Origin of the sequence: Bradyrhizobium sp. 2S1, from assembly GCF_011516625.5 — a bacterium.
GTDB classification, from domain to species: Bacteria; Pseudomonadota; Alphaproteobacteria; order Rhizobiales; family Xanthobacteraceae; genus Bradyrhizobium; species Bradyrhizobium septentrionale.
The window spans coordinates 781347-798450 of the sequence record NZ_CP147717.1 but is presented as its reverse complement, the minus strand read 5'-3'; the positions used below and the strand labels follow the sequence as shown (position 1 = coordinate 798450).

Below are 17104 nucleotides of genomic sequence, written 5' to 3'. Positions count from 1 at the left end.
ACCCCGCGCAACGCGGCTACTTCTGTTCCGCTTCGGTCGAGGTGGCCGGGCCGTCGCCCATGATCAGCAGCACGGCGTCCTCGTCCTTGGCGCCGTCCCAATGCACCTGCTTGCCGAAATGGGTGACGAAGCTTCCGGCCGGCATCGCCACGGTGCCGTGATCGGGATCGAATTTCGGGCCCGAGCCGACCCACCAGGTGCCCTTGAGCACGACGATGTAGCGATCGTTGGGATGGAAATGCGGACGGCTGAAATGATTGCCCTTGGTCCATTTGGTGTAGACCATGTAGAAGCCGGGCTTCGACGGATCGCCGACCACGACGGCATTCTGCGCGCCGCGCGCATCGGCCGGGCTCCAGGGAATCTGGTCCGGCAGCTTGTAGGTGACGGCGGCCGGATTGAGCTCGGCCGCGGAGCTGACGCTCAGCATCCCGGCAAGCGCCGGCAAGATCACAAGGCCCAGCGGCATCATCAGGTATCGCCAGGCCCGGTTCGACGCCGTCATTGCATTCTCCCAGATCAGTTTCTCGTCAGCCGGGCAACTGCCGCGCCCGTATGTCGCACGATGCTAGTCGCTCTCGCTTGCGCGGACAAGACGCGTCCGCGCATGTCTGCTCTCAAGATTGCGACATCGGTCCGTGACACAACGCAGCTGCAACATGAAAAACGGATTTACGCCGCTGCAGACGATGATAGGTTGCGCGCCGACAAAAACGGGAGGATGACCTTGAAAAAGCATCTGTCGATACTTGCCGCGGGACTTGTGATCGGTGCGGCCGCGCTGCAATTTTCCACCACCGCATCGGGCGATGACGGCTGGGTCACGCTGCTCGACAGCTCCAGGAAGGGCGACTGGGACGAGGTCGGCAAGGCCAATTGGGAAATGAAGGACGGCGCGCTGGTCGCCGACAAGCTCGACGGCAAGGATCTCTCCTATCTCGTCAGCAAGACCCAATTCAAGGACTTCCAGATCCGGGCCGAGTTCTGGACCGACGAGGACGCCAACAGCGGCGTCTTCATCCGCTGCGAAGGCAACAAGGTGATCGATTCCAAGGTCTGCTACGAGGTCAACATCTTCGACAAGCGGCCGGATCCGACCTACGGTACCGGCGCGATCGTCGACGTCGGCAAGGTCGATCCGATGCCGAAGGCGGCGGGCAAGTGGAACGTCTACGAGATCACGGCGCAGGGCCCGCATTTCGTGGTGACGCTGAACGGCCAGAAAACTGTCGACGCCCAGAACTCCAAGCACGCCAACGGCTATGTCGCGCTCCAATATGGTTCGGGCGTGGTCAAGTTCCGCAAGGTGCAGATCAAGGCGCTCTGACGGCGCAAGTCGAGAAAAGCCCGGTCGCCGTGCGGCCGGGCTTTTACTTGCGTGCCTTGCGCTATCGCGCGGAGGCGTTCCCCTCGTCGCCTTGCGTGCGCAAATGATGGCCGAGCACGAGCCCGGTCAGGCACAGCAACAGCCCGAGCGCCGGCGGCGCAAACAGGGCTTCTTCCTGGAAGATGCCGTTCACCAGCACGACCATCGTGCCGAACGCGGCCAGCCCCTGGATCAGAATTCCGGAGGACGCGTAAAGGCGCCAGGCCTTCAGCGCCATCGCGAAGAAGAAGCCGAGCGGCACCACTGCGCCGATGCCCATCTGGTAGAGCAAGACGCCAACGGCGCTCTCCACCGCGCCGTCCATCGTGCCGGCCGCCTGCGCGGCGTTCCAGTCGATCGAGAAGTAACCCTCGGAGAGATTGCCGCCGACGCCAAGCCCGCGGCCGATAGGGTTCTGCAGAAAGCCATCCCACCCGCCCATGAAGCCGATCACGTGGAAATCGCCGATCTCGAGTCCGATACGGATGGCTGCGATGGCGTACAGCACGAGCCCAACGAGCGCGACGGCAAGGGTGATCGCCGCGCCGAGCAGCCAGGTTGCCGTCCAGGCCAGGCCTACGAAGATGACCAGGATGAGTGCGCCCTTTACGCTGCAGCAAATCAGCAGCGGGATCGCGGCCAGCGCCAGCCAGCGATATCCGACCGCGAACAGGAACAGGATGGAGAAGGCCACACCGTAGCCGAAGCTGATCGGGCTCATATTCGGCCCGAAGATGCGCAGCAACGATGAGAGTCCGAGATCCTCGAACAGCGGGCTGTTGAGAAAGCTGAAGCGGAAGCGGTCGATCAGATCCACCGGGACGTTGCCGGTTGCGCGCATCTCGGCTTCCCAGGATCCGGAGCGGCTCGCCTTCAACTCGTCGAAGTGCCAGAACGTGTAGCCGTTGGTGATGGAGAGCCAGAAATCGCGGAACAGCAGTTCGACATATCCGCAGACGATCAGCAGCGTGGCGACGGTCACCAGGAAGGGCGTGATGCGGATCTCGAACGTTGCGGCTGTCAGCAGGGACAGCTGAAACAGAAACAGCGGCAGCGCGATGTTGCGCAGATAGACCAGTGCGGCATGCGAGTCCTGCACGGCGCCGAGCAGGAAATACGCCGTCACGACCGCGAGGGTAGCTAACCCCCACTTCATGATCCGGTCGATCTCCGGCGAATGCTTGCGCTCGCGCAGCGCATAGAGCGCCAGCGTGACCAGCCACATCATCGCGCAAACGAGGAAATTGTAGCCCTTGACGAAATCCATCTCCTGCTCGGTCGTCATGTAGGACGACAGAATCGAGACGAACAGATTCTGGAAGAAGATGATGAAGATGGCGATCGACGGCGCATAGGCCGGCGCCGCAAGCACGATGGCGCAGCCGATCAGGCCTTCGACGACGATTGCGAGCCCGGCGTTGGCCGCCTGCAGGATCGGCGCGAACGCGATCGATGCCACGGCGATGCCGAGTGCAGGAACGAGGTCGCCGGCCAACAGCGGCCGCGGGGCTATCTCTGCGCGCACGAGCTCTGACCCAGGTAATGTGTGGCGTGCCACACTCGCCTGGCCGATCTAGCCGCGCATTGTGTAAGAATCGGTTAACCAACCGGCCTAAAGCGTTTTCGAGCGAAAGCCTGTCCCGAACTTGATCCGGGATGGATACCGGTTCGCGTGAAGAAAACGCGTCAAAACAGGAAGCTAGAGCCCCGTTCCGATTCAATCGGAACGGAGATGGCCCTAGCGTGTTCCGAGCAACGCCTTCAGCGTCTCGGGGTCGGCCTTGCCGGTGACGGCGTCGGCCAGGCCAAAGCCCTGCATCATTTCCCAATGGGTCCAACCCCAGCAATGTTGCCGGGCGTAGTCCGTCACGCCGGCGAGCCAGCGCAGACGGCTGTCGCGCGGGGCGCCGGCCTTGAGCACACCGAATTCGTTGATGATGATCGGACGCGAATATTGCTGCTGCCAGGCGGCCGCCGGCGCGAGCCATTTGTCGATGCCGCGGTCGGGAATGGCCCTGTCCAGCATGGCGAGCGCCCTGCGCTTGTCGAGCGCGGCAAGTCGCTCCCGCAACTCTCGAACCTTCGGATCGTCGGCCCGGATCGGATAGGGCAATCCGGTGATGTCGTGCAACGGCTCGGCTGGATCCCAATGGGCCTGATGGGTGAACACCATCGGATCGTAGAAGTGGATGGCGTAGACGACGTTCGGATCGTCGAGCGGCGTGAAGCCCGGCAGGGAATCCGCGCGCTGCCAGTTGACCGGCCCCGTGATCAGCGTCGTCTGCGGGAGCAGCCGGCGAATGAAGCCGGCGAGCTCCCGGACTTCGCCCTGCCATTGCGCGGCGTCGACGTCAGGCTCGTTCAAAAGCTCCGCAAAGACACGATCGGAGGGATAGCGCTGCATCACCCGCGCAAGTTCGCCCCAGGCGCTCTTCATTTCGCTCATCGCACCGGGCGGATCGTCCTTTTGCAGGGCATTGAAACGCTCGCCCGAATGCAGGTCGACCGACACCGCATAGCCGAGCGCGAGCAGGGTATTCAGCACGGCGTCGACGGTGTGCAGGCGCCGGTCGATATCCGCCTTCGCCGCGAAGCGCGGCATGACGAAGTCGGCGGGCACCGGCAGCCGGATATGGGTCATGCCGGCCTTGCGCAGTTGCAGCAGCAGGCGGCGCGGCGGCGCTGACCGCGGATCGGCGATCCAGCCATCGGCGTTGACGCCGCGTGACAGGGCTTTGAGCCGATCCGCCGGGACGCCCGCGATCAGGTCAGGGCAAGCTTGTGCCGCGCCACACAGCAGGATGGAAGCTGCGGCGATGATGGCTGATATCGACGGTCGTGTCATTGACGATCAACTCGCGATCGCTGGTGCAGGGGCGGAGCACAACGCGACGCGGCCGGCGCGTCGCTCAGGCATACTGCTTGTCGTGCTGCCGACTTGCGACGGTGGACTGCAATTCGTTGAGAACGACGCCGGCGAGCTTGCGTTCGGCTCCGCCGAGCGCGGCGATGATGTCTTCCATCGACGCGTTGATGTCGCGATCCACCGGCAGCGCGGCGATCAACCCGTCGGCGACCTCGAACAGCCGCCGTTCGTCGGCACCCCACGTCATGGACGGCCCGTCCAGAATCACGAGGTCATGGCCGCCGGCGGAGCGCGCCTGCGCAATCGCCTTCCGGATCGCCTCGCAGGCCTTGGCGGGATTGTCCTTGATCGCCGGCAGGATCGCGATGCCGTTTGCGGTGTTGACGGCGCGGGACGCCTTGCTGCCGATGGTGAGCCAGTCGAGGCGGCTCGGCTTGCTCTGGCCGGGATGCGCGACGCAGTCGGTCAGGGCGTGGGCGGTGGTGTCGGCATCGATCAGCAGGACACGGGCGCCGTCGCGCGCGGCGACGAGGGCGATGTTCAACGCGACGACGCTGCGATCCGGGTCGTCGCCCGTGCCGATCACGGCCAGCACGGGGACGGCTTTGGGGGCAATTCCCGCAGCCAGTGCTGCATGGATCTGGCGCATCGTGTTCGAGAACGGGCCGAGTGCCGAACTGGTGCGCAGCGTCGGCCAGCCGAAATGCGTGACGTCGGCAGGATGGTCGCCGGTCAGGATTCCGCCAAGCGTGCGCATGACGTCGGTCTCTTGCAGCTCGGCGATCAGCGGCTTCTCGATCACGGGCTTGTCGATCGCGACGGCCGCCGGCTGTGCCGCGGACGGTGCCTGCACAGGCGGCTTCACCTTGGCGATCACGGGCTGCCGTTCCGGTGCGGCGTCCTGCTTCGGCTGGAGCTTGGCGCGGACCGGATCGGCGCCGGGCGCCAGCTGGCTGGCGGCAACGATCCAGGCCGCGGCGGCGAGCCCGCCGAACATGAAGCCGATCATCGCGAGCAGGCTCATCGCCGGCGGGAAGGTCCGCTGCTGCGGGATCGTGGCATCGCCGATCACGCGCGCGCTGGAGGTGTTGAGGCTCTCCTGCTCCTCGGTCTCGCGCGAGCGCTTGAGGAAGGACTGGTACACATCGCGGCTGGCATCGACCTCACGTTCCAGGTCGCGCAGCCGCACCGACGCCTGGCTCATCTGCACGCTCTGATGCTTCTGGACATCCAGCGCCTTGTTGAGCGAGGCCTCGTAGTCGCGTGCCCGGGTCAAATCGTTCTTCGCCGACAGCGCGACGCGGTCGATCTCTTCCTTGATGGTCCGTCGCAGATCCTCGACCTGCTGTTCGATCTGACGCAGCGCCGGATGCCGTGGCCCGAGCTCGCCCTGCAGCTCGGCCTGCCGCTTCTTCACATCGGCATATTGCGAGCGCAGATTGGCGATGGTCGGCGACTGCAGGGCTTCGGGAATCGCGCCCGGATCCATCGAGCCGCGGCGGCTGGCTTCGATCTGGTCGTACTTGGCCTGGGCATCGAGCGTCAGCGCGCGTGCCCCGGCCAGCCGCTGGTTGCCGACCGAGAGCTGCTGGTCGGTGAGCAGATTATCCTGCGAGCCGAAGAAATTGTTCTGTGCCTTATAGGTTGCGAGTGCCTCTTCCGCGTTGCGCAGGCGCTGCTGCAGCTCCTTCAGGCGGCCGGACAGGTCGCGAGTGGCGCGCCGCGCGGCGTCGGCCTGCGACTTCTTGGACTCGGTGAGATAGGCCTTGGCGATCGCGTTCGAGAGCATCGCCGCCTTGACCGGGTCATGTGACCACACGTCGATGTCGACGATGAAGGTACGATCGGTCTTCTTGACGTTGATATGGCGGTTCAGCGTATCGAGCGTGTTCATCTCGATCTGCTGTTGCTGTTCCGCGGTCTGCCGGGGCTCGATGCCGAACAGGCTGAGCAGCGCTGCGAGCAGGCCCTTGCTCGCGGCGCCGCCACCGAACTCGGAATCCTTGACCAGGTTGGTGTCGCGGATCACCTGCAGCAGCACATTGTTTGACGTGATCAGGCGCGACTGGCTCTCGACCACCATCGAGAGGCCGGAAACGTCCTGGGCGCGCGGGGTCAGTTCGCGCTCGACGAGCTGCAACTCGCGCGGGTCGACATAGAGCTGGGCGCCGGCGGTATATTTCGGTGTCAGGCTTTTGCCGATCGGGCCCGCGATGCAGGCGCAGAGCAGGGCGACTGAGACGATCGCGACCTTGCGCGCCCACAACAACCGGATCAGTTCGAGCACGTTGAAGCCGGCCGGGATTGCGGCCCGGCGCGGCTCCGGACTGGCCCGGTTGATCGGCTGGTCATAGCTAAGCATCGACCCCAGCTTCCATCTGAATGGCCGCACGCATCGGCTGAGGAGCACTCTTTCGGGCCACGCAACGCGCACGAGACGGCGCGGAAAAAACGCAACACGAAAAATTAACCATACTCATTCGCCGACTATTCACCAGAAAGGCAAACAAAGGGTTTAAGCGCGGCCGCATCGAAATGCCTCCGCCATCGTCAAGACAGGGACATTGCGCCGCGCCGCGGCTTCCAGCGCGTAGGTCATGAGATCTGGCGAGCAGCCGTAAAGGCTCGGCACGTCGGCGACGTCGTGGCTGTAGAAAATTAACCAGCCGTTCATGTTTGCCGCCTCGGCGAACGCCATGTCGATCCGCTCGCGCGGCATCTGGCGGTCGATCAGCGGCATGGCGCGGAGGAATTGCAGATCGACCTCGCCGCTGTTCACGCCCGGCACGATGCTGCGGCAGGTGCGAAATTCGGACTTCAGCTGGTGCTTCCGAGCATAGGAGCCGTAGCCGAACGGGTAGGCGAAGGTCTCGACCGGCATGGTCGGATCGAGCGAATGGAAATAGGTGCGGTTGCGCGCGATCTCCGCGGCCAGCGAGGTCTCGTCGAGATCGCAGGCGCGGCGGTGCGAGAAGGTGTGACAACCGATCTCGTGGCCGCGGCGATGTAGCGAGACGACATCGTCGGCGCTGCCGCTGCTCCAGTCCGGCGCGTCGAGCCCGACCAATCCGCCCGACACGTAGAATGTGCCGCGGGCGCCGTAGGATTCCAGGATGTCGGCGCCGAACGTCGCCGCGCTCTTCGGCAGATCATCAAAGGTGAAGGTCACCATCGGCGTCGCATTGTTCAGGCGGAAACGCTCGACCTGCACATGCATCGCCAGCCGATGGCTGACCTTGACCCTGGCTTCTGACCACAGTGCGTTCATGATCCGAGCTTCCGCAAGATCACGTGATAGTCGCCGTGCCGGACGTCGATCTTGCCCGGCAGCAATGCATTCATCGCCCTCGCCGCCGCGTCGATCACGGCCGCGAGAACAGGCTTGCGCCGGCGCATCTCGGGATAGCGCGGGCTCTCGTATTTCTTGCGGTAGATGGCTTGCAGCCCGCGGTCGGCGACGAACGCTTCGAGATTGGTCAGCGTCACCATCGGATGGAAATGGGTCGGGAACGGCGCCTCGCCCGGTAGCCCGGCATTCTTCTCGCCGCGGATGGTGCGATAGAACCAGACGTGAAACCAGTGCGGGGAATACTTCGTGACGATGCCTGACAGCGACTTCGGGTTCGGTGCGCCGATCAGCAACAGCCCGTTCGGCTTCAGCGCCTCGCAGAAGCCGCTCAGCGCGGCCTCCACATCGGGAATGTGCTCGATGACGTTGTAGCAGATGATCAGGTCGAATCGCTCAGGCGGGAAGCGATAGGTCTGGATGTCGCCCAAGACGGCTTCCTGCGCATAGGTGTTGTTGCGGATCTGATCGGCGTCGATGTCGACGACGGTCACATGCGCGCGGCGCAGCACGCCGAGCGGCAGATAGCTGGTCGAGCCGCCGCCGGCTTCGTAGATCGACAGCGGCCCGGCCGGCAACCGGGCTTCAAGGATGCTGTGAACCGTGAGCAGGCTCTGCTTGGCCTCGCCGGGCGGCAGGGCGAGCAGCGATTCCGGATGGATCTCAGCGGGAACCGGCGCCGCGATTTCGGCGCGCGAGGCAGGACGTGTAGCAAGCGCAAGGGATTTGTTCATCGGCTCACCCGACATTGCTGTTTGCGAATTTGGTACGGAACTTGGCGAGGCCCTGCTTCAGCCGGCTGCGCAGGCGCGCGATGTCGAACAGCCAGCAGAGCGCGGCGTAGACGGCGAACCCCGCGCCGATCAGCACGATGCTGGCGGGCAGATCGGCGAGGTGCAGAGCGCGGTCCAGCGCGCCGACGGTGAGCGCCATCGCGAGTGCGGCGATGACGATCAAAGCGAGGCGGCCAAGCGGGATTGGAGTCCGGAAAGCGGAGCGGCTCAGGATCAGGGCGCAGGCAAAGCCGGTGATGTCGGCGCCGAGCCGCGCCCAGGCCGCGCCGACCGTGCCGTCAAGGCTGACCAGCGCGTAGGACAGGATCACATTCGCCGCGATGATCGAGGCGGTGTTGATCAGATAGAAGGAATTGCGTCCTGACAGCAGGAAGCTCGCATGCAGATATTGCTGCGTCAGCACCTGGAACAGTACGGCGATCGCGATGATCGGCATGATCTCGCCCGCGATCGCGCGAAAATCGACGCCGAGGATGATGTTGGCGACATGCGGAGCGATCAGCGCAAAGCCGAGGCAGGCCGGCAGCGTGACGCCGGCGAGCAGTTCGAGGCAGTCGGCGAGGTGGCTCCTGACCGCGGCGTCCCCTTGCCGTGCCTGGATTTGCACGGCCATAGGGAAGAACGCTGCGGCCATGCTCATCGCGGGCATCATCAGGGTCTGGCGCACCAGATCGAGCGCCGCGACATATTTGCCGGCATCGGCGGCGCCGATCAGGTTCGCGATCATGAAGCGGTCGGTCACGCTCGAGATCGCAAGCAGTGTGAGCGAGACGGTCAACGGCAGGCCGGTGCGGGCCAGCGATCGCAGGTCGGTGCGGTCGAAACTCACGATGGTGCCGCGCCATGCGCGGCGCGACTGCACGATCACGGCGACAAGATAGGCCGCGGCGGCCGCGAGCAGCAGCAGGATGCCGGTCGGGCTGACCAGCGCGACGACGGCGCCGAAGCCGAGCAGGGCGCCGGCGCGGACCAGCGTCGCCTTCATCACCGAGAGTGCCTGCAGCCGGGCGCGCAGCAGGTCCTGCGTCAGCTCGAACAGGCCGATCGCGATTGCGAGAACGACCGCGGCCAGCGCAGCGGTCCCATCGAGGCCGACGAGACGGGCGAGCAGATAGGCGATCGGCGCGGTGAGGCAGCAAATCAGATAGCCCGACGCCACCGGGCCGCGGACATCGGTGCCGTCGTCACGGCCGTGGCCGCTCAGGATCAGGTTGCGAAACCAGCCGACCAGGAAGACGGAGATGACGGAGGCGAAGCCGACACCCAGCAGGTAGACGCCATAATCATGCGGCGCGAACAGCCGCGTGAAGATGTACACGCTGAGCAGGCCGAGCAGCGCTGAGAGCACGTTTGCGGTCAAATTGATGCTGGCCTGTCCGATCAGCATGATGCGGCGAGCTCCGCAGGCCGTGTGGCCGCCATTGAGCCCAGGATGGCGTCGCTCTCGGCCACCACCTCGCGAATCGTCGCGACCGGCGTGCCCGAGAACGACGCGATCGAGAACGCGACGTCGTCCCTGTTGGCACGGAGCAGCAGCCGGGTCAGTTCGTCCTTGCTCAGCGTCGGATCATCCCAGTAGCTGACACATTGCGTCTTCGGCACAATGGAGTGACGCAAGGCAGACGCCTCATCGTTCTCGACGAAGAAGCCGTACAGCAGATATTCGGAAAACTCGCGGGTCCGGCACAGCGCCTCGATCCAGCTCATGCCGGTGACGGCCTCGATCCGCTCGGCGAGCGCGCGGGTGGTCTGCTTGTCCCAGAAGATGATGTGCCCGATGAAGTCAGGCGCCGGGAACGGCGGCGTCGGCAGGCCGATCAGCTGGTGGCTGGTCGCGAGCCAGCGCGAATGGCGCGGCTGGTCGGCGGTGACGGCGTCAGCCATTTTCAGGAGCGGGATCGTGTTCGGATACTGGAAGCGCGCGAGATCGAAATCGCGGAACAACACGATGTCGGAATCCAGGATGCAGAACCGCTCGTAGGGCAGCGCGATCGTCGCCGCGATCTTGAGGATCTGTTGCACGTGCCAGCCGTTTACTGGCTTGGCGCGCAGCGACCACCAGAACTGGCGGCGCTTGCGCTGGATCACGCGCGGTAGCGGCCGCAGCCAGTCGGGCAGGAAGGAGGAGGCGGGGATGATGATGCGGCGCTCGCTGGCGAGCGGCGCGAACAGCGGCAGGTCGCAATCCGGCACAAGCAGATAATGCCTGGAGAAGGACGTGACGTGGCGATCGACGCTCTCGCAGAGCAGCGTGCAGATTTCCAGATCGCGCCCGTAGGTCGGGGTCAGCAACGCGACAGGGTTCATCTTGTAACTCTCTCCGGCGTCACCGTTTCAAGGCGGAACATCGTGGCCGCCAGACTTGTCCTGAACCCCAGTTCAGCAAGATCGGTGCCGGAGGATTTTGATGACCCCATCGACGGCGCTGATGGTTAAGCAATGGTAAATGGCGGCGCGCAGCATCGGTTAACGGATCGGAAGGAAACGTCCGGCTGCGCGATTTTGACGCTGGATCGCGACGTTGCCCGGATATTGCAGTGTTGCTGGCTCGAAGGCCGACATGGTCGGCGCAGGCAGGTGCGCATGCAGATTTGGTGGCATTTCCAGCGGACGAGCGGCGCGGTCAGACCGCAGGCGGCGCCATCAGTCCATTTCGAGACAGCCGCGCTGTCGGCGCTGTGCGCTTTTGGGACGCGCGCTGCGCGCGAGTTTGTCGGAGCACGTCATGCCAACTGATCGCGGACTCACGCGGCGCGGCGTCTTCGCCGTCGCGGCGCTTGCCCTGAGCGGACTGTCGACTGCGCGCGCCGCTCCGTCAGGCCGGTCGTGGCTTGGGTCGAATTCAGCACGCTTCGCCGGTGCGTTCGTCAACTGGGGCGAGACCGGCCGCGAGCACGTGCTGCAGGCCTGGGAGACATGGCTCGGTCGGCCGCGCTCGTCGGTGCTCGGCGTCGACTTCTATGGTCAGGCCAGCTGGGAGGATTTTCACAAACTGGATTGGGTGCCCGGGCTCTGGAAGAAGCTCAATCCGGCGCGCAATGTGGTCTGGTCGGTGCCGCTCACCATCACCGGCACGCCGCTCGCCGATGTCGCCGGCGGCGCGCACGACGCCGAGTTCGAGGCGGCCGCGCTCGCGATCGCGGCAGCACATCCGAAGGCGATCATTCGCCTCGGCTGGGAGATGAACATCTCCAACATGGGCTGGTTCGCCGGGGGGCATGAGGACGACTACGTCAAGGCGTTCCGCCGTGTGGTGGGAATCTTCCGTCGGCATTCAAGCAGCTTCAAGTTCGACTGGTGCCCGGGCTGGGGGCCGCAGGACATGCCGGCCGCTACAGCCTATCCCGGCGATGACGTCGTCGATTTCATCGGCCTCGACGTCTACGACTTCAAATCGGAGAGTAGCGCGGCCGAGCGCTGGACCAATTCCTATCTTAAGGCTCCGTTCGGCCTGGAATGGCAACGCGCGTTCGCGGCAAAGCACGGCAAGCTGATGAGCTATCCGGAATGGGGCGTCGGCCATTCCGGCGACAACGCCAGTTTCGTGCAGCAGATGCACGACTGGTTCGCCGCCAATCAGGCCGCCATCGCCTATGCGGCCTATTTCGATGTCGATGGCTTGTGGCCGACGCGGATCGACAACGGCCAGTTCCCGGAATCCGCCAGCCTGTTCCGAAGATTGTTTGCGGGCTGACCGGCTGCGTCCGTTCACACAAAAGCCCGATCCGTCCCGTGGTCCGATCGCGCTTTGTTGTTTCTCTCTTGCGGCGTCAGGCGGCCTTGGTGTTGGTCAGCAGCGTCAGGCCCATTTTCAGCTTGTCCTGCAGCGTGCGCTGGGCGAGGCAGGTGAACAGGCAGAGCTTGTCACAGGCGATGGTTTCCTTGCGGCGGGCCTGCGCTTCCTCGCTGTACCAGATCTCGCGTGCCGTCTGGGTGCGAACGTTGCCGATCGGCTTGAAGAACCAGCACACTTCGAGGCGGCCGTCGGAGCGGATGAAGTAGTTCCGCATGCCGACGCGGCAGGGCATCACTTCCTTCGGCGCCTTCTCGCGGCGGAAATGGTTCGGCCAGGCCCGCAGCACGGCCTCGCCGTTGAGGATCGGCGCGCCCGCGCGCTTCAACCGCAATAGCTCGTCACGGACCTTGATGAGATCGTCGATCTCGCTCTCGCCGATCCACAACTCGTCCTCGACCTCTTGCGTGCCCTGCTCGACCGGCTGGAAGCTCAGCGCGGTGGCGCCGATCTGCTGGATCCAGTCGACCATCTCGGGCAGGCGACGGAAGTTGAGCTTGTGCACGACCGGCTTGATGATGATCGGAAAGTCCAGGCCTTCGGTGCGGCGCTGTTCGGCGACGTTGCGGATGCCCTGCACGATGTCGTTCAGCGAATTTTCAACGCCGCGCGAGTAATTGTGGATCGTCGGGTCCGTCGAGTCGATCGAGATATTGATGTTGAACGGGCGCGCCTCGACGGTCTGCGCGACGATCTTCTTGTTGAGATAGGCGCCGCCGTTGGTGGTGACGCCCCAATGGATGTCGTTGTCGCGGCAGAACCGCAAGAGATCGAGAAAGCCCTTCTTGATGTAGGGCTCGCCGCCGGCGAACTCGACGTGATAGGCGCCGATGAATTCCTTCAGGCTCGCGAGCGCCCGTTGCCATTCGCCGATCGACATCTCGTCGCGGTAGTTCGGGCGGCGCCAATAGTCGCAATAGCGGCACTTGTAATTGCAGCGTTCGACCACCTCCGCGAAAATCGCGGCCGGGCGCGTGACGTCGCGTCCGGTACGCAGATAGAGCTCTTCCGAGAGGGCGTTGCGGACATGCTTGGTGCCGAGCGAGACGAGGTCGAGGGCTTTCAAGGTGAACCTCAGATGGTTGTTATCGGTGCCGCGGTCGGATCGAGGGACGATTTATAGGTTCATCAGCAAATTGGATGCCAGCCGGAGACTTGAAGCGCGCCTCGCCAGCGCGTGGCGGCCCTTAACCATAAGGACTCGCTAACGGCGTAGCCGCGATCGCGAGCCATGGCTCTCGCGCGGCCGTCTCCTCGCGTAAATTGCTTCATTAGACTTCAAATTAACCTTGTGACGAAGTCGCGGTAACGCGCCTCGCTTGTGGAGCGGATTTTGCCATGAGGTCGCCGTAACGTTCGATCCGCGACCGTATTGCCGCCAGTGTCGGTCACTTTGGGACGGCGATGTCCCATTCCGATCCGTGCCGGGATGATGCGCGCTTTGCGGATCGCGATTGCCAGGAGGGCATCGAGATGTCGACAGAGCTTGCAGCCGTGGAACGCGCCTGGGTCACTGCCTCGCCCGCGCTAGATTGCTCCGTCGAAACCGTCATCTGCATTCCGAGCTTCCGCCGGCCGAAGCACCTGCGGCTGACGCTGGCATCCGTCGCGGCGCAGCGCACCGAACGCGGCTTCGCGGTGGTCGTGGTCGAGAACGATGCCGCGCGATGCGAAAGCGCGCCGGTTGCGGCCGAGTTCCTCAACTCCGGGCGTCTGAGCGGCATCTGCATCGTCGAACCCCGGCAGGGCAATTGCCAGGCGATCAACGCGGCGTTCGAGACTGCGCTCGAGGTATTCCCGAACGCCAGGAATTTCCTGATGATCGACGACGACGAGGTCGCCGCGCCGGATTGGCTGGAGCGGATGGTGCAGGCGGCCGAGACCACCGGCGCCGACATCATCGGCGGGCCGGTGTGGCCTGACTTCGACGACAAGCACAAGGGCGGGCTCAAGCGCCATCCGGCATTCGCGCCGGCCTATCTTGCGAGCGGCCCGGTCCCGGTGATCTATGGCTGCGGCAATTGCCTGATCCGGCGCGCGGTGTTCGAGCGGCTCGGCAGTCCTGCCTTCGACCTGCGCTTCAACTTCCTCGGCGGCGGCGACCACGATTTCTTCGCGCGGGCGCGCCGCGCGGGCTTCCGCTTCTTCTGGGTGACGGAGGCCGCGATCAGCGAGACCGTGCCCTCGACCCGGACCAACCTCGGCTGGATCGTGCGGCGCGGCCTGCGGATCGGTGCGATCAACTATCACATCGAGCGAAAGGCGGCGCAGACGGTGTGGTCGCGTGCGGCCGTGAAGGCCAAGATGTTCGGCCTCGTGCCGTTCTCGCTGTATCGCTTCGCGCGCATCGTGCTGCGCGAGCATCAGGCCGTGATCGCGATGCATCCGATGGTGGTCGCCGTCGGCAGCGCGCTTGCGGTGCTCGGGATCGAGCCGCAGCCCTACGCGGCCTCCAAGATCGCGTCGTGAGCGATTTGTCCGTCACTGCCGAAAGCCGGGCGCTGATCGCCGACATCGCGCGGCGGCCGGTGATGGATATCGTCCGCTGCGCTTTCTTCATCGGCATTCTCCTGCTGGTCTGGATCTGGCTGCGTCCGTTCGCCGATCTCTCTGGCTTCTATGTCGGCGAGGTGACTTCGGGCAAGGAAGCGTTTCTCTACGGCCTGTTCGGCGTGCTGATGGTCGCGATGCTGGCGCTGACCCTGCGCGACAATCTGCCGGCGTTGAAGTCGCTGCTGACGCCGGCCTTCCTGCTGTTCGCGGGCTGGATCTGCGTCACCGTCGTGCTGTCGTTCGATCCGGCCACCTCGCTGCGCCGGCTGGCGCTCTCGGTGTTCGTCATCGTGGTGACGGCGACGTTGCTGCTGCTGCCGAAGTCGCAGAGCGAATTGATGCGCTGGTTTGGCATCGCCGCGCTGGTGCTGCTCGTCACCTGCTATCTCGGCGTCTTCCTGGCGCCGCATCTGTCGATCCACCAGGCCACCGACCCGCAGGAGCCGGCGCTCGCCGGCAATTGGCGCGGCGCGTTCGGCCACAAGAACGTCGCCGCCGCGATGATGGCGATGCTGATCTTCCTCGGCATCTACCTGATGCGGGCCGGCGGCTGGCTGTCGGGCATCGCCGTCGCGGTGCTGGCCGCGATCTTCCTGTTCTTCACCGCCGGCAAGAGCGCGATCGTGCTGTGCGTCGCGGTGCTGCTGCTGACCTCGCTGCTGCCGGTGATCCGCTCGCTGTGGGGGCGGGCGCTGCTGCTGTTGACGCCGCTCGTGCTGCTCAATCTGTTCAGCGTCGGCACTGTCATGAGCGATACGCTGGCTGCGATCGCCGACCGGATGCCGCTCGACACCTCCTTCACCGGCCGTGCCGACATCTGGGCGTTCGCGCTCGATTCGCTGCACCAGCGGCTATGGACCGGCTATGGTTTCGGGTCGTTCTGGGGCAGCAACGCGATCCAGAACCTGCAGGAAGGCAAGGAGTGGGCGGGCTACGCCTCACACAGCCACAATGGCTATCTCGACACCGCGCTCGGAACCGGCCTGCCGGGGCTCGTGCTGCTGATCGCGGCCGTTGTCATCAAGCCGCTGCGCGACTTCCAGGCCGCGGATTCCGGCGGCAATGATGCGCCGCTGACGATGCTGTTCCTGCGCATCTGGCTGCTCCGCCTCTATCTGTCGTCGATGGAGAGCTTCTTCCTCGATCGCGCCGATACGATCTGGGTCACGTTCCTGATCGCGGTGTTCGGGCTGCATTATCTCGCCCGGTTCCGGATGCGAACCTAGAGCTGTGCGCGAATGGCGTTGGCGACGTCCGTCCACCAGCCCTCGAAATCGAACGGCACGTGCGCGGTCGGCCGCTTCAGCGACGCGACGATCTGGTCGGCATAGGCCGCGCTGTCGGCGTCGCGCGGTACCAAAAGGATCGCGCCGCGGTCGATCAGCTCCTTGAAGCGCGGATGGTGATCGAACTCGTCCGGCAGTGCCGGGCCGGTGACGATCAGCGGCCGGCCCGACTGCACGCAGGCCAGAATGCTCGACCGCCGCGCGCTCAGGCCCTCGGCCAGGAAGTAGCAGAACACGTCGATCTCGTTGAGCAGGCCGAACACCTCGAGATCGGAAGCGACGTAGCCGGAGACGATGACGTCGCTCTTCAGGCCCAGTTCGGCAACGCGGACGTGGAATTTCTGCTCGATATTTTCGACGCCGCGGATGAAGGAGCCGACATAGACGATCAGCGGACGTAAGCCCCGCTGCTTCAGGATCGCGCCGATCTCGAGCAACCCGTTGGGCTGCTTACCGGGATAGATCGAGCCGAAATGCCCGATGACGAGCTGGCCGTCGCCGCGTGCCGCGACCAGCCGCTGCAGCAACATCGAATCCGCGGTGTCCGCCGGCGCTGCGATGTTCGGCGGCAGCGGCGCCAGCACGCATTTCCGCACCATGCCGCGCATGATCGGATCGTCGGCGAGCTCGCGGCGCACCAGCGGCGAGAACATCACGATGGTATTGGCGAGCCACAATGCCGGGATATAGGTCAGCCGCCTGATGCCGTTGAGGCCGGCCCATTCGTGCTGGATCAGGACGACCTTGCGGCGGCGCAGCCGGGCGAACAGCAGCGCGAGCAGCGGCCGCAGGATCACCCGCTTCCAGGCCACGATCGGGAAGTTGCAGACCACGCTGTCGGCGCTGCCGACCGCGCGCCAGGTCTCGGCGATCCTGCCGTCGGTCTGGGTCAGGGTTAACGCCGTGCTAGCGCCGGGCTCGATCTTCTCGATCGTCTGCTGCAGCAGGCGGGTGAATTGCCCGACGCCGCAGTGCATCTGCGGTCCGGCGCCGAGAAACAGCGCGCGATATCGGGGTTTTTCGGCCATTCAGTGCTGTCGGCCTTGGCGGCCGGCTCCGGAAAAATCGCGGTTAGCCATATCGGCGAGACATTAGCTTCG

General features: G+C 64.7%; 14 protein-coding genes. 4 read left to right on the top strand and 10 right to left on the bottom strand.

The features are described from left to right. Positions 1-16 precede the first annotated feature (16 nt). Positions 17-505: a cupin domain-containing protein gene (locus HAP54_RS03845; RefSeq protein ID WP_224741383.1), complete on the bottom strand. Its 489-nt coding sequence runs from the start codon at positions 503-505 to the stop codon at positions 17-19. A gap of 222 nt (positions 506-727) precedes the next feature. Between HAP54_RS03845 and HAP54_RS03840 the strand changes: the two genes are divergently transcribed. Further along, on the top strand, positions 728-1327 hold the full coding sequence (locus HAP54_RS03840; protein ID WP_414646182.1) for a 3-keto-disaccharide hydrolase: 600 nt from the start codon (positions 728-730) through the stop codon (positions 1325-1327). A gap of 61 nt (positions 1328-1388) precedes the next feature. Here HAP54_RS03840 and HAP54_RS03835 read toward each other — a convergent pair whose 3' ends face one another. From HAP54_RS03835 to HAP54_RS03805, 7 genes are all read right to left on the bottom strand, one after another. Continuing rightward, positions 1389-2891: a hypothetical protein gene (locus HAP54_RS03835; protein ID WP_224741384.1), complete on the bottom strand. Its 1503-nt coding sequence runs from the start codon at positions 2889-2891 to the stop codon at positions 1389-1391. A gap of 213 nt (positions 2892-3104) precedes the next feature. Next, positions 3105-4211, bottom strand: a complete 1107-nt coding sequence (locus HAP54_RS03830; RefSeq protein ID WP_166298818.1) for a glycoside hydrolase family 5 protein — start codon at positions 4209-4211, stop codon at positions 3105-3107. A 64-nt stretch (positions 4212-4275) separates the two neighbouring features. Further along, complete coding sequence (locus HAP54_RS03825) at positions 4276-6594, bottom strand: exopolysaccharide transport family protein (RefSeq protein ID WP_166298817.1); 2319 nt, start codon at positions 6592-6594, stop codon at positions 4276-4278. 153 nt (positions 6595-6747) lie between these two features. Then, on the bottom strand, positions 6748-7500 hold the full coding sequence (locus HAP54_RS03820) for a polysaccharide deacetylase family protein (RefSeq protein ID WP_166298816.1): 753 nt from the start codon (positions 7498-7500) through the stop codon (positions 6748-6750). Beyond that, positions 7497-8312 carry a class I SAM-dependent methyltransferase gene (locus tag HAP54_RS03815; RefSeq protein WP_166298815.1) on the bottom strand — a complete coding sequence of 272 codons (816 nt, stop codon included), beginning with the start codon at positions 8310-8312 and terminating at the stop codon, positions 7497-7499. The genes HAP54_RS03820 and HAP54_RS03815 overlap by 4 nt, the downstream gene beginning before the upstream one ends. A gap of 4 nt (positions 8313-8316) precedes the next feature. Next, positions 8317-9759: a lipopolysaccharide biosynthesis protein gene (locus tag HAP54_RS03810; RefSeq protein WP_166298814.1), complete on the bottom strand. Its 1443-nt coding sequence runs from the start codon at positions 9757-9759 to the stop codon at positions 8317-8319. Further along, positions 9753-10679, bottom strand: a complete 927-nt coding sequence (locus tag HAP54_RS03805; protein WP_166298813.1) for a DUF6492 family protein — start codon at positions 10677-10679, stop codon at positions 9753-9755. The genes HAP54_RS03810 and HAP54_RS03805 overlap by 7 nt, the downstream gene beginning before the upstream one ends. A 418-nt stretch (positions 10680-11097) precedes the next feature. On the opposite strand from HAP54_RS03805, the gene HAP54_RS03800 reads away from it, so the two are divergent. Continuing rightward, positions 11098-12066 (top strand): hypothetical protein, encoded by a 969-nt coding sequence (locus HAP54_RS03800; RefSeq protein WP_166298812.1) that lies wholly within the window; start codon positions 11098-11100, stop codon positions 12064-12066. 76 nt (positions 12067-12142) lie between these two features. Here the strand turns inward: HAP54_RS03800 and HAP54_RS03795 are convergent, their stop codons facing one another. After that, positions 12143-13231: a radical SAM protein gene (locus HAP54_RS03795; protein ID WP_166298811.1), complete on the bottom strand. Its 1089-nt coding sequence runs from the start codon at positions 13229-13231 to the stop codon at positions 12143-12145. Positions 13232-13638: 407 nt separating this feature from the next. Between HAP54_RS03795 and HAP54_RS03790 the strand changes: the two genes are divergently transcribed. Both HAP54_RS03790 and HAP54_RS03785 read left to right on the top strand, forming a co-directional pair. Beyond that, positions 13639-14634, top strand: coding sequence for a glycosyltransferase family 2 protein (locus HAP54_RS03790; RefSeq protein WP_166298810.1), 996 nt, complete (start codon positions 13639-13641; stop codon positions 14632-14634). After that, a complete protein-coding gene (locus HAP54_RS03785) occupies positions 14631-15944 on the top strand; it encodes an O-antigen ligase family protein (protein WP_166298809.1) in 1314 nt (437 codons plus the stop codon). The genes HAP54_RS03790 and HAP54_RS03785 overlap by 4 nt, the downstream gene beginning before the upstream one ends. Here HAP54_RS03785 and HAP54_RS03780 read toward each other — a convergent pair. Continuing rightward, positions 15941-17032: a glycosyltransferase gene (locus HAP54_RS03780; RefSeq protein ID WP_166298808.1), complete on the bottom strand. Its 1092-nt coding sequence runs from the start codon at positions 17030-17032 to the stop codon at positions 15941-15943. The genes HAP54_RS03785 and HAP54_RS03780 overlap by 4 nt on opposite strands. Positions 17033-17104: the final 72 nt, after the last annotated feature.

Coding starts and splice junctions, on each gene's coding strand:
- HAP54_RS03805 (WP_166298813.1), bottom strand. CDS start 10,679: ATGAACCCTGTCGCGTTGCTGACCCCGACCTACGGGCGCGATCTGGAA.
- HAP54_RS03790 (WP_166298810.1), top strand. CDS start 13,639: ATGTCGACAGAGCTTGCAGCCGTGGAACGCGCCTGGGTCACTGCCTCG.
- HAP54_RS03780 (WP_166298808.1), bottom strand. CDS start 17,032: ATGGCCGAAAAACCCCGATATCGCGCGCTGTTTCTCGGCGCCGGACCG.
- HAP54_RS03845 (WP_224741383.1), bottom strand. CDS start 505: ATGACGGCGTCGAACCGGGCCTGGCGATACCTGATGATGCCGCTGGGC.
- HAP54_RS03815 (WP_166298815.1), bottom strand. CDS start 8,312: ATGAACAAATCCCTTGCGCTTGCTACACGTCCTGCCTCGCGCGCCGAA.
- HAP54_RS03830 (WP_166298818.1), bottom strand. CDS start 4,211: ATGACACGACCGTCGATATCAGCCATCATCGCCGCAGCTTCCATCCTG.
- HAP54_RS03825 (WP_166298817.1), bottom strand. CDS start 6,594: ATGCTTAGCTATGACCAGCCGATCAACCGGGCCAGTCCGGAGCCGCGC.
- HAP54_RS03810 (WP_166298814.1), bottom strand. CDS start 9,759: ATGCTGATCGGACAGGCCAGCATCAATTTGACCGCAAACGTGCTCTCA.
- HAP54_RS03820 (WP_166298816.1), bottom strand. CDS start 7,500: ATGAACGCACTGTGGTCAGAAGCCAGGGTCAAGGTCAGCCATCGGCTG.
- HAP54_RS03800 (WP_166298812.1), top strand. CDS start 11,098: ATGCCAACTGATCGCGGACTCACGCGGCGCGGCGTCTTCGCCGTCGCG.